Source organism: Streptomyces sp. 351MFTsu5.1 (genome assembly GCF_000383655.1).
GTDB classification, from domain to species: Bacteria; Actinomycetota; Actinomycetes; order Streptomycetales; family Streptomycetaceae; genus Streptomyces; species Streptomyces griseorubiginosus.
Genome location: NZ_KB911782.1, coordinates 317,325 through 331,363, shown reverse-complemented (window position 1 = coordinate 331,363; position 14,039 = coordinate 317,325). Strand labels below are relative to the sequence as shown.

Genomic DNA, 14,039 nt, shown 5'->3' with positions numbered 1-14,039 from the left:
GAGTTCGGTTCGGGTCCGGCCCGGTCACCGTGGGTGAGGGTCCTCGGGAACGGTGACGCGCGCCCCCAATGCCCGTATCCTCGTCCATATCAGACATTTCGGAAGGGTTGACTGGCGAAGGCGCGAGTGAGGCGGAGCGTGGTCCGGGCCGGCGAAGATCCGATACCGACGGGGCGTGCGCCAGGCGGCACGGGGCCCGCCGGTTTCCGTGAGCGGTTCCTGCAGGGTGAGCCGGTCGGGACGGGTGTGCGCACGCCGATCCTGGATTCCTGGCGACGCTGCCGGACCCTGGGCCTGTCGCCGGACCAGTCCGACCTTCCCTTCCGGGAGGACTACGAACCGGACGGGCGGATCGTCCGCGCGGCCGCTCCGGTGCTCGACCGGTTGGAGGCCACCTTCGCCGGCAGCGCGATGAACATCTCCCTCGCCGATGCGAGCGGGACGGTTCTCCTGCGCCGTTTCGGACAAGCGTCGCTGGCCAGAGCTCTCCCGGCCATCCAGAGTGTTCCCGGGTTCGTGTTCGCCGAGAAGGTCGCAGGGACCAACGGCATCGGTCTCGCCCTGGCCGAGCGCCAACCCGTCCGGGTCTACGGTGCCGAGCACTTCGCCGAGCGCTCCCAGGGCAGTGCCTGCCGCGCCCTTCCCGTCCGCGACCCGCTCAGCGGCCGCATCGAGGGCGTCCTGTGCTTCGGCTATCCACGCAGCGCCGAGGACCCGGCGCTGGACAGCGTGATACACAAGGCGGCCGAGACCATCGAGCGGCGGCTGCTGGCGCAGAGCTCCGCGCGTGAGCGCGCCCTGCTGCGGGCGTACCTGGACAGCGAAGCCGAGGCCGCCGCAGGTTTCCGGCACCGCACAGGGGTGCGGGAACTGGCCGTGGAGATGAGCCCCCGCGACCGGGCGATCCTCATGGAGCAGGCCGCCGAGCTGATCGCCTGCGCACAGCGGGCCTGTCTCGACGTGCCCCTGTCCGACGGCCGTCGGGTCACGCTCGTGAGCCGGCCGATGACGAGTGCCTCCGGAGTGGAGGGCTTCGCCATCGAGGCCGTTGTCCCCGGTCCCGCACCGCGCGAGGGTCCCGCACCCCGCGAGGGCCCCGCACCGCGCGAGTCCCGCACCTTCCCGCGTCAGGTCCACGAGCCGCTCGCCCTCCCCGCCGAGCTTGCCGTCGCGACCTCCCTCCCGTTCTCCGGGGCCGTCCCCGACGTGGCGCCGGGCCGGCTCCCCGTCAACCCGCCGTCGGAGCGTCCCCCCGGCACGGACCACGGCCCTGTCGCCGTGGGCGTCGAGCGCGTCACGGCCGGCGACGGCACGGCCGGCGAGCAGTCCGACTCCCGGCCCCCGGCGAGAGGGCTCGTGATGGTGGGGGAGCCGCACGTCGGGACCTACGCCCTGGCCGCGCGCCGCCGCCTTGAACTGTTGTCCGAGGCCGGCGTCCGCATCGGCACCACCCTGGATGTGCGCAGGACCGCCCGGGAGCTCGCCGAGTCGGCGGTGCCACACCTGGCCGACTTCGTCACCATCGACCTGCCGGAGGCCGTGCTCCGCGGCGAGGAGTCCGCCGATCCCGGCAGTGACCTGCGCCGTACGGTGGTCCACGGCATCCACGACGACTGTCCCTTCCACCCGGCAGGCAAGCGGATCGACTACGGACCGACGATGCCGCAGTCGCGGTGCCTGACGAGCGGCCAGGCAGTGCTGGAACCCGACCTGAAGGACGCGGCGGGCTGGTTCGGGCAGGACCCTGAGCACTCCGCACAGCTGCTGAGCCACGTCAACTCCCTCATCGCGGTGCCCCTGGTCGCCCGCGGCGTCGTCCTGGGCGTGGCCGGCTTCTACCGTGCGCAGGACTCGCCGCCGTTCGGGGACGACGACCGGTCGCTGGCCCAGGAACTGGCCACCCGAGCCGCACTGTCCATCGACAACGCCCGGCGCTACACACGCGAACGCACCATGGTCCTGGCCCTGCAGCGCAGCCTGCTCCCGCAGGGCGTACCGGACCAGGACGCCGTCGAGGTCGCCCACCGCTACCTGCCCGCCGAATCCGACGTCGGAGGGGACTGGTACGACGTCATACCCCTGTCCGGCACCCGCATCGGGCTCTTCGTCGGCGACGTGGTCGGCCACGGCATGCTCTCCGCCGCCACCATGGGGCGGCTGCGCACCGCCGCCCGCAGTTTCGCCGAACTCGACTTCCCCCCGGACGAGGTCCTCACCCACCTCGACAAGCTCGTGGGACGCCTGGACCGCGAGGACCCCGCCGCCGTGGACGCGGGCATCGTCGGCGCGACCTGTCTCTACGCCATCTACGACCCGACCACCCAGCGGTGCACCATGGCCCGCGCCGGCCATCCCCCGCCCGCTCTGGTCCGCCCCGACGGCACCGTGTGGTTCCCCGACCTGCCCGCCGGACCCCCGCTCGGCCTCGGCGGTCTGCCCTTCGAGGCCATCGAGTTCGAACTCCCCGAGAACAGCCAGGTGGTCCTCTACACGGACGGCCTCATCGAGGACCGTCACCGCGACGTCGACGTGGTCCTCGACGAGCTGAGCGCCGCCCTGACCGGCGCCGGAGGCACGCCCGACGAGACCTGCGAGGCGGTACTCGACACCGTGGCCCCCGCCCACCCCTGCGACGACATCGCCCTGCTCGTCGCCCGCACCCACGCCCTGGACCCCCGGCGGATCGCCACCTGGGACCTGCCCGCGGATCCGGCCCGGGTCAGCGAGGTCCGCGCCCGCGCCACCCGGCAACTGGCCGACTGGGGGCTCGACGAGGCCTCGTTCGCCGCCGAACTGGTGCTCAGCGAGCTGGTCACGAACGCCATCCGCCACGGCGCGGGGCCCATCAGGGTGCGCCTCCTCCACGACCGCACCCTGATCTGCGAGGTCTCCGACACCAGCAACACCGCCCCGCACCTGCGCCAGGCGGCCGGCACCGACGAGGGCGGCCGCGGCCTGTTCCTCGTCGCGCAGCTGGCGCAGAGCTGGGGCACGCGCTACACCCCCGACGGCAAGGTCATCTGGGCCGAATGCGGGCTCGACGGACCCTGAGGCCCCACCCCGGTGATCCACTGCTCCGTTGGGGTAACAGACCGCGGCAAGACACCAGAAAATGTGCGATATGTGCGACTAATATCGCTGATGCACATCGGGAAGAACACACCAGGTCCAACCCCGGAGAGATCCGTGCACGAGGCCCACGCCACCTCTGCGCATGCGGTCCCGCCCTGCGGGGCGGAACCTCTGGTCCGTGTTCGTGGACTCACCAAGCGGTTCGGCGGAACCCTCGCGCTCGCCGGGGTCGACCTCGACGTCCACGCCGGCAGCGTCCTCGCCCTCCTCGGTCCCAACGGGGCCGGGAAGTCCACGCTCATCAAGGTGCTCGCCGGCGTCCACCACGCCGACTCGGGGCAGGTCACCGTGGCCGGGCACCCGCTCGGGAGTCACGCCGCTTCCCGGCGCATGTCCTTTATCCACCAGGATCTCGGCCTGGTGGAGTGGATGACGGTGGCCGAGAACATCGCCCTGAGCGCAGGCTATCCGCGCCGCGCCGGGCTGATCTCGTGGCGGCTAACGCGAGAACACTGCACCGAGGCCCTGCGGATCGTCGCCGGACATCTCGACCCCGACGCGCCGATCGCCGGCCTCGCCCCGGCCGAGCGTTCGCTCGTCGCCGTCGCACGAGCCCTGGCGGCGCGGGCGGACCTCATCGTCCTCGACGAGCCGACCGCCCGCCTGCCCGCCGCGGACTGCGCCCGGCTGTTCCGCGTCCTGCACACCCTGCGCGACCGGGGGCACGGCATCCTCTACGTCAGCCATCGCCTGGACGAGGTGTACGAGGTCGCCGACGCCTTCGCCGTGCTGCGCGACGGACGCGTGGTCAGCCACGGCTCGCCGGCGAGCCACGGCCCCGCCCGCCTGGTGCGCGACATCACCGGCGAGGAACCGACCGGCCACCGACCCTTCACCGCCCCGCCCGGCGGCCCGGCCGTGCTGACCCTGGACGGGGTGCGCACCGCCGGCACGGGACCGGTCGCTCTGGAGCTCGGACAGGGGGAAGTGCTCGGCCTGGTGGGCCTCACCGGCGCCGGGCACATGGAGCTGGCCCGGGCCCTCGCGGGCAGCCGCCCCCTTCTCGGCGGACGGGCCCTTCTCGGCGCTCGCCCGTACCGGCCCGGTACGGTCGCGGAGGCCGTCGGACGCGGCGTCGCCCTCGTGCCCGGCGACCGGCAGCGCGAGGGCTGCCTCATCGGGCTCACGGTGAGGGAGAACCTGCTGGCGAACCCCCGTGCGGGAGGCCTGTCGGCGCTGCGCTGGATCAGCCCCCGCCGCGAACGCGCCGAGGCCGGCACCCTGATCGAACGGTTCGCGGTCCGTCCACGCGACAGCGAGGCCACCATCGCCACCCTGTCCGGGGGGAACCAGCAGAAGGTCATGATCGGCCGTTGGCTGCGGCCGTCCCTGCGCCTGCTGATCCTCGAGGAACCGACGGCGAGCGTGGACATCGGTGCCAAAGCGGCGATCCACCGCCTGCTCGACGAGGCGCTGGCCGCGGGCCTCGCGGTCCTGCTCGTCTCCAGCGACTTCGAGGAGGTCGCGAGCGTGTGCCGACGCGCCCTGGTCTTCGTCCGCGGTTCCGTGACGGCCGAGCTGACCGGGCCGGCCCTCACGGTCACCGGGCTCACCCGGGCCGCTTCGGCCCTGCCCTCCTCCGGAACCGCGGCGAGCCCGTGACCGGCACCCCCTCCCCGGCCGCGCCCCCGCCACGACGGCGTCGCCCGGGCACACCGAGCCGACTCGCCCGACCGCACGGCCGCGGCGGGCAACTCGTCGGCGCCTACGGCCTCCTGGCCCTCACCGCCCTGCTCCTCCTGATCTTCTCCCTCACCCTGCCGCGCACCTTCCCCACCCGGGACACCGTCGACTCGATCCTGTCGAACCAGTCGATCCCGGCCGTCCTCGCACTCGCCGCGATGGTCCCCATCGTGACCGGCGCCTTCGACCTCTCCATCGGCTACGGCCTCGGCCTGGCGCACGTCATGGTGATGCAGCTCGTCGTGGTCGAGGGATGGCCCTGGCCGCTCGCCTGCCTCACGGTGATCGCCGGAGAGGGTGTCGTGGGCGTCCTCAACGGTGTCGTCGTCGAATTCGGACGGATCGACTCCTTCATCGCCACGCTCGGAACCGGCAGCATGATGTACGCGGTGACCGGATGGGTCACCGGCGGCGGCCGGATCGTCCCCGGCCCGCAAGGCCTCCCGGCCGCCTTCACCGACCTCTACGACTCGTCGTTCCTCGGCCTGCCGGTTCCCGCCTTCTACGTGCTCGCGCTCGCGGTCGCCCTCTGGGTGGTCCTGGAGCGGCTGCCGCTCGGCAGGTACCTGTACGTCGTCGGGTCCAACCCGCGCGCCGCCGACCTGGTCGGCATCCCGACCCGCAGGTACACCATCTACGCCTTCGCCGCGTCGGGGCTGATCGTCGGCTTCGCCGGAGTGCTGCTCGCGGCCCAGCAGCAGATCGGCAATCCCAGCGTCGGCCTCGACTACCTGCTGCCCGCGTTCGTCGGCGCCCTGCTCGGCTCCACGGCCATCAAACCGGGCCGCCCCAACGCCCTGGGCACGCTCGTCGCCGTCGCCGTCCTCGCCGTCGGGCTCACCGGCATCGCCCAGATGGGCGGCGACTTCTGGACGGTCCCGTTGTTCTACGGCGGCACCCTGCTCCTCGCCGTCGGGCTGGCCGGCTGGTCCGCTCGTCGCCGGCTGCGCACCGGCGCGGCCGTCACCCGCGATCCGCCCGCCGTGACCTCGGACGGAGGCACGCAGGGCAGCCCTCCATGACCCACGCCGTGGGCACCGCCAGAGTGCCCGGACGGCATCCTCCGCAAGGAGCTTCCGTGCACCGCAACCGCAACACCCCCACCGTCCGCAACGCCAGGTCCACCGCCACCGCCCTGGTGGTCGGGGTCTTCGTGCTGGCCGGCTGTGAGCGCGGCTCGTCGGGCGGCCCGGCGCACCCGGCCTCGGGTGCGAGTGGCTGCCCCGCGGTCCAGGCCAGGGCACAGGCCGCCGTCAGCCGGGCAGAGCGGACCGACATCCCCTGGAACGGACCGACCAGCGGGCCCACCGCGGTGTCCGGCAAGACCCTTGTCTACGTCGCTCAGACCATGACCAATCCCGGAGTCGCGGGCGCCGCGGACGGCGTGCGCGAAGCCGCGCGCGTCATCGGCTGGGACGTCCGGGTGATCGACGGCGGCGGCACCCCCGCCGGCATCCAGGCGGCGATGAGCGAGGCCGTGGACGTCAGACCCTCGGGCATCGTCGTCGGGGGCTTCGACCCGGGCTCGACCTCGCAGCAGGTGACGCGTGCGAACGCGGCAGGCATCCCGCTCGTCGGCTGGCACGCAGTCGCCTCCCCCGGCCCCAGCCGACGCCCCAGGCTCTTCACCAACGTCACCACCCAGGTCGAGGAGGTGGCCCGTGCCAGTGCGCAGTGGGTCATCTCGAGCTCCGGCGGCACAGCCGGGGCCGTGGTCTTCACCGATGCCTCGATCCCCTTCGCCAAGTACAAGTCCGACCTGATCGGCAAGGAGCTGGCCACCTGCGCGGGGGTGGAGCTGCTGGCGTACGAGAACATCCCGATCCCGGATGCCGGCAGCCGCACGTCCCGGGAGATCTCCGCACTGCTCTCCCGCTTCCAGGAGAGATGGACCCACTCCGTCGCCATCAACGACCTGTACTTCGCCGATGCCGCCCCGGCGTTCCGCGCGGCCGGCAAGAAGGGTTCCGGCCCGCCCTTCAACATCGGCGCCGGCGACGGCGACCCCTCCGCCTTCCAGCGCATCAACAGCAAGCAGTACCAGGCGGCGACCGTGCCGGAGCCGCTGTCCCTGCAGGGCTGGCAGATCATCGACGAGTTCAACCGGGCCTTCTCCGGCCGTCCGGCCAGCGGGTACGTGGCTCCCGTCCACATCAGCACGGCCGACAACAGCCAGGGCGCCACGACCTGGGACCCGGTGGGATACCGGGAGGCGTACCGGAAGATCTGGGGCTCGTGACCGACGCCCCGCAGCAGCCCGTCGTCCAGCTCGTCCAGCGGCCCCGAGGGTGCACCGTCGGGCCCGCTGGTGTGGGCGAAGCGGCCCCGGGTGTTATTGAATGAGGTTTGCGGTCAAGAATCCCGGGACCCTGTCGCCCGGGTTCTGGTACGGCTCCGACGTGGTGCCGGGGTCGGCGAGCGAGCTGAGAGAGTCGCATGGACTCCACCCCACCCCCCTCGTCTGCGTCACCGTTCGACATGGTCAGCAGCGCTTTGGGTCAGTACATGCCAGCCGACGGAGCGGCAGCGGCCGCCGGTTCCGCCGACTCTCAGGGGGACAACGCCGCCCGCCCTGACGTGTCCGACGACCCGGCCCCCGCCGGTCAGGAGCAAATCCTCGGCGCGGTCAATCTGGACCGGGACCTGAGAATCACCCGCTGCAATCTGGACGCCCCGGTCTTCGCGGGAGTGGAGGCCAGGGCCGGGAGCCCTTTCGTCGATCTCCTGCCTCCCTCGGACGTACCGACGGTCACCCGGCGCCTGCGGCAGGTCCTCGAGACCGGTGAACCGCACGTGGCCCGGGTCCAGCGCCTGCGTCGCGGCGACGGTTCGGAGCTGGTGGTCTCGATGAGCATCCTGGCCGCCGCGGCGCCTCAGGAGGGCCTGACCGTCTCCCTGATCGCCATGGCCAGGAGGCTGCATCTGTATGCCGCCGAGACGGCGATCGGTACCTCGTTGGACATCGGCGAGACCGCGCAGTCGCTGGCGGAGTCCCTGCTGGCCTGGGGTGACGTGACCGCCATCGACCTCGACTTCGCCGTCTGGACGGGTGAGGCGGTCACCGAGCAGCCGCAGGGGCGCCTGCGGCTGCGGCGGGCGGCCCTGGTGCCGGACCGGGCGTGGCCCGACGGCTACGTGACCCCGGGCGACGATCTTCCCGGCGATGCGAGTCGGCTGCTGTCGCAGGCCATACGGCGTGACGACGCCGCGCAGGCCATCGTCATACCCGACCGGGAAGCGATCGAACGAGTGCTCGAAACTCCCCGGATGGTGCGTGCCCTGGTGCCCGGCGACCAGGCGGCGGCCGTCGCGTGCATACCGCTGGTCCTGGACGGCACGCCGCCCGTCGTCCTCGGTGTCGCTGAGGTCTGGCGGCGGGCGGACCGCCCCTTCGCGGACAGCGAGCTGCTGGATCTGCAGGAGCTCGTGGCCAGGACCTCCCACCACGTGGACCTGGCCCGCCAGCACCAGCGCGAGCACACACAGGTGCTGGCCCTGCAACGCCGACTGCTGCCACGGTCCGGCGGCGACACCATCCAGACGGCCGGCGTCTACCAGCCCGCCACCCCCGACAGCGCGGGCGTCGGCGGCGACTGGGTGAACAGCTTTCCGCTGCCGGACGGCCGCACCGCGCTGGTGGTCGGAGACGTCGTCGGGCACGGGCTGGGCGCCGCGGCGACCATGGGACAGCTGAGCATGGAGGCCCGCGCGCTGCTGTCGGCGGGGCTGGCGCCCGACGAGGTGCTGGAGCACCTGGACGAGACCGTGTCGCTGCTGGACGACGCGGAGTCCGGGCTGGCCGCCGGTTACAGCGCCCTCGGGTCGACGTGCTGCATCGCCGTGTACGACCCGGTCAGCCACCACGTGGAGGTGGCCAGCGCCGGCCACCTCCCCCCGGTCCTGGTCCCCCCGGAGGGGCCCGCCGGCCCGGTCGCGATACACCCCCACCCCGGGCTGGGCGCCGAGTTCGCGCTGCGGGAGCCGTACGACGTGCACGCGTTCTGCGCGCCCCCGGGCTCCCTGCTCGCCCTCTACACCGACGGCCTGGTGGAGGATCCCGCCCTGTCGATCGACGAGGGCATCGACAGGCTGACGGAGGCCGTGTCCTCGGTGCATCCCTGGGACGCCCTGGACCAGGCCGCGCGGCGCGTGGTCTCGGCGGTGGCGCCGAAGCGCCGGCGCGACGACGTGACTCTGCTGATCGCCCGCATGATCGGTTACCGCAAGGGGGACACCGCGACATGGCGTCTGCCCGCCCGCGGCGACGCGGCCGCCCGGGCCCGCGCACTGGTCTCCGAGCTGCTGGGGCAGTGGCGCACCAGAGAGCACACCAGGGACAGCGTGTTGCTGGTGGTCGACGAACTGGTCGCCAACGCGGTCCGCTTCGCCGGCGGACCCATCACGGTACGGCTGATCAGGACCGGTCACGGGCTGCGGTGCGAGGTAGGCGACACCGGCAACGGCAGACCACGGATCGGGCCGGGCGGGCTCCTCGACGACGCCGGCCGTGGCCTGCACGTGGTGCACGGGCTCACCACCCGCTGGGGGGTGCGGTGGACGGACACCGGCAAGGTGGTGTGGGCTTCGGTCGAGCGGTGACGGGGTGGCGGCCTGGCGGTGACGAGGCGTCAGTGAACTGGTGGCGAGGCTCTGGCCGGGTGGTGGCGTGGCTTCGGCCGGGCGGCGACCGGGCAGCGCGGGAGCTGTTCGTCGGGCGACGGCACGGGCGTCACGAGGGACGCGAGTCCGTCCCCGCTACAGCCACTCGCCTTCCAGAGCGGTGGCGGTGAGGCCCGGGGCGGCCGCGTACAGGACGGCACGGCTGCCCGCCTTCTGCCCGGCGTCGTAGGCCCTGCGCATGATGTCGAACACGGCGGCGCCTCCGCGATTGCCGCTGGTGTAGCCCTCCCGGCTGTAGCGCAGGAGCCCCGACGGCCAGCCGTCGGGCATGGTCTGCTCCATGTACTCCAGCACACGCGTCCCGCCGGGGTGGGCGAGCAGGACGTCGGGGTGCCAGGAGCCGGGGGCGTTCCGGTATCGGAGGCGCAACCACTCCCACATCGCGGTGACCGTCTCCTGCACGGCGCGCGGCCCGCGCCGGTCCATCACGAAGTGGGTGCCGTCCTCCCGTGTCTCCAGGCGGTGCAGGTCCTGGGTGCCGGGCAGCGTGTGGTGCCATGCGGCGTCCAGCCGCAGCACCGACTCGGGCCTCGGGCGGCCCGTGACCACCGCGGCGACCGCGGTGTCCGCGAACAGCAGCCGGACGATCAGGGACTCCAGAGTGTCGTCCGCGGGCTGGTAGGTCGTGCTCAGTGCCTCCGCGATCACGACCAGGACCACCCGGTCGGGGTCCGCGGCCACGAGATCCGCCGCCAGTGCCAGGGAGCGGGTCCCGGCTATGCACGCCCACTGCGTGGCCGGCAGCAGCAGTACGTCGCGGCGGAGCGGGAGTCTGTTGGCGAGGGAGACGTCCAGCCCCGGCAGTGCCGGGGTGGTGGAGTGACTGGTGATCAGACAGTCGACGTCCGCGGCGTCCAGCCCGGCGATCTGCAGGGCCCCGCGCGCCGCACGCTCGCCGTAGGACTGCACCGCCGACCAGGCCGGCGCGGTGCGCTCCTGGACGGTCTGCGGCGCGGGTACCGCCTCGAGGGCGGCGATCACGCGATCCACCTCCTGTTCGGTGAACCCGTCACCCGCCAGTGCCTCTCGGGCGGGCCCGCTGCCGGCGGCCGTCAGGACGCTTCCGTTGCCGGGCGCGACGGCGGCCTCCAACGGCAGCATCCAGCCACGGGTTTCGATGCCCGTGCTGGCCGCGATGCCGTCGATCCGCGGCGCCCACGCCGCGTTCGGGTGCCGACCGCGCACTTCGTCCACGATCTGGCTGGTTCGGACGGCGTGCCGGCCGTGTATCACGGCGGGCGGGCACAGGTAAGCGGCCATGACGGGCGCCTTTCTGGAGGGAGCGGGTGGGGTTGCCACGGGCGCTGTGTCATAGGCCACTTGGAAGTGATTCATCCAATTCGACGACGGTGCGCACCGTTTCAGGGCTCAGTGTCCGTTTCGAGCATGGCTGTCGCAGGGGTGTTCGCGCTGTGATGTGGGCAACTCGGGAGGTGCCGCGATGCGTGAGACCGCGCACACCGCCGACGTCGGCGACGCCGAGCGCGGGGTGCGGCTGAGGTTCCCGGGGTGAGCCACAGGTCCGGTCAACGTGTGGCCGGAAACAACTATTCGTATTCGTGTTCGGCGTCTTGGTCGCTACTGTGCTGGACCGTGGAGGAAAGCGCACCGCCCAGCCTCCGGTTCGCCCTGCTCGGCCCGCTGCGTGCCTGGCGGGGGCCCGTCGAACTGGCGCTTGGGTCCCCTCAGCAACGTGCGGTGCTCGCGGCGCTGCTGCTCGGCCGGGGGCGGCCGGTCGGGGTGACCGATCTCGTGGACGGGGTCTGGGGCGCGCGGCCGTCTCCAGGTGCTGTCGCGATGGTGCGCACCTACGTCTCACGGCTCCGCAAGCTGTTCGAGCCCGAGCGCAGGCCTGGGCGGCCGTCCGGGCTGCTGGTCTCCGTCGGGGACGGATACGCCCTGCGCAGCGACCTGATCTCCAGTGACCTGGCCGAGTTCGAGGAGGCGTTGACGCAGGCCGAGCGCTGCCGGGCCGTCGGTGACACGACCGGCGCGGTGCGGTTGCTGCGTGCCGTGCAGACCGCCGGGGGCGGTGCGCCACTGGCCGGCGTGCCCGGTCCGTACGCCGAGTCCGCGCGGACCGAACTGGCTGAACGCCGCCTGGGCGCAATGGAGTTGCGGCTGTCCATGGAGCTGGAGCTGGGCCGTCACGAGGCGGCGGTGCCGGAACTGCTGGCGTTACGCACTGCGCATCCGCTGCGGGAGTCGGTGGTCGAGCTGCTGCTGACCGCCCTGTACCGGTGCGGCCGGCAGGCCGAGGCGCTGGAGGCCTACGCGAGCACCCGCCGCCTGCTGGTCGAGGAACTGGGCATCGAGCCGGGACCGTCCTTGCGTGCCGTACACGTACGGCTTCTCGCCGGAGACCCCGCGCTCGCCGCGCCGACCCTCGCCGGACCGGCTGCCGACACCCACACCCCGGACAGCCCCGGTGCCGCGCCGGCTCCGGAGTCGCAGGCCGCCTTGCCCGGCCGCCGGGCCGGAGCCGTGAGCCCCGCCCAACTCCCCGCCGATCTTCCCTTGTTCACCGGTCGCCGCGCCGAACTCGACTCCCTCGCCGCCCTGCTGCCCGAGGGGGACGGCCCGCCCGGCACCGCGGTCGTCGGCGTCATCGACGGGATGGCGGGGACCGGCAAGACCACCCTCGCCGTGCACTGGGCCCACCGGGTCGCCCACCGCTTCCCCGACGGCAGCCTCTACGTCAACCTGCGCGGGTACGACCCGCAGGGCTCCCGGATGCTTCCGGGCTCCGCGATCGAGATGTTCCTCGTGGCGCTCGGCATGGCCCCCCAGGCCGTCCCGGAGGAACTCGACGCGCAGGCCGCCCTCTACCGCAGCATCCTCGCCGACCGGCGCTTCCTGATCGTGCTGGACAACGCCCGTGACGCCGAACAGGTACGGCCCCTGCTGCCCGGCACACCCGGCAGCCTCGTCATCGTCACCAGTCGCAGACGGCTCGGCGGTCTCGTCGCCGGGCACGGTGCCCATCCGCTCACGACAGGTCTGCTGAGCCCCGGGGAATCGCACGAGTTGCTGTGCCGGCGGCTGGGCGGCGCACGCGTCGACGCCGAACCGGAGGCCGTCGCCGCGATCACCGAGCTGTGCGCCCGGCTGCCGCTCGCCCTGGCCATCGTGGCGGCCCGCACGGCCCACCGTCCCGGCTTCCGGCTCGCCGACGTCGCCCAGGAACTCCGGGACCACCACGGCAGCCTCGACGCGTTCGTCGGCGACGACGCCGGCACCGACGCCCGGGCCGTGTTCTCCTGGTCGTACCACGCCCTGTCGCCCGAGGCGGCCGGACTCTTCCGCCGGCTCGCCCTGCATCCGGGGCCCGACATCACCACCGCCGCGGCCACCGCACTGACCGGCGCACCACTGCGTGAAGTCCGCGCGCTGCTGACCGAACTCACCGGGTCGAGCCTGCTCAACGAACACGCTCCGGGCCGGTTCGTCTTCCACGACCTGCTGCGCGCCTACGCCGCCGAACTCGCCGAGGCCGAGGACGGCGAGAGCACCCGCGGCGCGGCTCTGCTGCGGATGCACGACCACTTCCTGCGGACCGCCCACAACGCCTTCTCCGTCCTCGGTCCGTTCCGCGAGCCCATCGCTCTGCCGCCGAGCACAACGGGCAGCGAGCCCCTTCGGTTCAACGACCGTGCACAGGCGACCGGTTGGCTGCGCACGGAGCGGTACGTCCTGAGCGCGATCGTCGAACACGCCGCCGCCCACGGTTACGACGAACACGCCTGGCGCACCGCGGCGGCCCTGGACGTCTACTTCAACCGGCTCGGGTTCTGGCACGACCTCCTGAAGATCAACAGCGTGGCGCTGGGGGCGGCACGGACACTCGGCGATCCCCTCGGCCAGGCGTACTCCCTGTGCGGTCTGGGCGTGGCCCACTCGCAACTTCACCACGCGGAGCCCGCGTCGAGGTGCCTCGCCCGCGCACTGGAGCTGTTCCGTGACGCCGGCGACCCGTTCGGTCAGGCCCGCGTCCACCGTGCCCTCGCCTACCTGGCCAACCGGACCGACCGGCGCCCGGCCGCCCTCGACCACTACGCACAGGCCCGCGCCCTCCTCCGGGCCGAGCGCGACCGCAACGGCGAGGCCGGTGTGCTCAACGAGGTCGCCTGGACGTACATCCTGATCGGCGACCACGAGAAGGCCCTCGACTGCTGCCGGGAGGGTCTGGCCCTCCACGAGGAGATGGACGACCCCTACGGAGCGGCCTCGACGCAGGACACCCTCGGCTACGCCTTCCACCACCTCGGCCGGTACACGGACGCCATCGAGCATTTCGAGCGGTCGGTGAGCCTGTTCGCCATGATCGGCGACCGCTATCTCGAAGCCGACGTCCTGCGTCATCTCAGCGACGCCCGCCGTGCCACCGGTGACCGGGACGGGGCCCGCGAGGCGCTGAGGTCGGCCCTCGCGCTGCTGGAGGAGGTGGGCCACCCGGAGGCCGAGGAGGTGGGCTCGGCCCTGTGTGAACCGGACACCGGTGAACCCGGGGCGCCGAGGGGCCGTTGACGCCCTCACGGCTTCGG

General features: G+C 72.8%; 7 protein-coding genes. 6 read left to right on the top strand and 1 reads right to left on the bottom strand.

From position 1 onward, the window contains the following. Positions 1-138: 138 nt before the first annotated feature. From H295_RS0120400 to H295_RS0120380, 5 genes are all read left to right on the top strand, one after another. Positions 139-3,051, top strand: a complete 2,913-nt coding sequence (locus H295_RS0120400) for a SpoIIE family protein phosphatase (RefSeq protein ID WP_020137198.1) — start codon at positions 139-141, stop codon at positions 3,049-3,051. A 135-nt stretch (positions 3,052-3,186) separates the two neighbouring features. After that, positions 3,187-4,734: a sugar ABC transporter ATP-binding protein gene (locus H295_RS0120395; RefSeq protein WP_020137197.1), complete on the top strand. Its 1,548-nt coding sequence runs from the start codon at positions 3,187-3,189 to the stop codon at positions 4,732-4,734. Continuing rightward, positions 4,731-5,837: an ABC transporter permease gene (locus H295_RS0120390; protein WP_020137196.1), complete on the top strand. Its 1,107-nt coding sequence runs from the start codon at positions 4,731-4,733 to the stop codon at positions 5,835-5,837. The genes H295_RS0120395 and H295_RS0120390 overlap by 4 nt, the downstream gene beginning before the upstream one ends. A gap of 56 nt (positions 5,838-5,893) precedes the next feature. Then, positions 5,894-7,054, top strand: a complete 1,161-nt coding sequence (locus tag H295_RS0120385; protein WP_020137195.1) for a substrate-binding domain-containing protein — start codon at positions 5,894-5,896, stop codon at positions 7,052-7,054. A gap of 197 nt (positions 7,055-7,251) precedes the next feature. Continuing rightward, a complete protein-coding gene (locus H295_RS0120380) occupies positions 7,252-9,414 on the top strand; it encodes a SpoIIE family protein phosphatase (protein WP_028809563.1) in 2,163 nt (720 codons plus the stop codon). A gap of 156 nt (positions 9,415-9,570) precedes the next feature. Here H295_RS0120380 and H295_RS0120375 read toward each other — a convergent pair whose 3' ends face one another. Beyond that, positions 9,571-10,755, bottom strand: coding sequence for a polyketide synthase (locus H295_RS0120375; protein WP_020137193.1), 1,185 nt, complete (start codon positions 10,753-10,755; stop codon positions 9,571-9,573). Between the two features lie 333 nt (positions 10,756-11,088). Here H295_RS0120375 and H295_RS0120365 point away from each other — a divergent pair, with 333 nt between their 5' ends. After that, positions 11,089-14,022 carry an AfsR/SARP family transcriptional regulator gene (locus H295_RS0120365; RefSeq protein ID WP_043217655.1) on the top strand — a complete coding sequence of 978 codons (2,934 nt, stop codon included), beginning with the start codon at positions 11,089-11,091 and terminating at the stop codon, positions 14,020-14,022. The last annotated feature ends 17 nt before the right edge of the window (positions 14,023-14,039 follow it).

Bases quoted from the DNA above. Each gene is read 5' to 3' on its own strand.
- H295_RS0120380 (WP_028809563.1), top strand. From the start codon at position 7,252: ATGGACTCCACCCCACCCCCCTCGTCTGCGTCACCGTTCGACATGGTC.
- H295_RS0120375 (WP_020137193.1), bottom strand. From the start codon at position 10,755: ATGGCCGCTTACCTGTGCCCGCCCGCCGTGATACACGGCCGGCACGCC.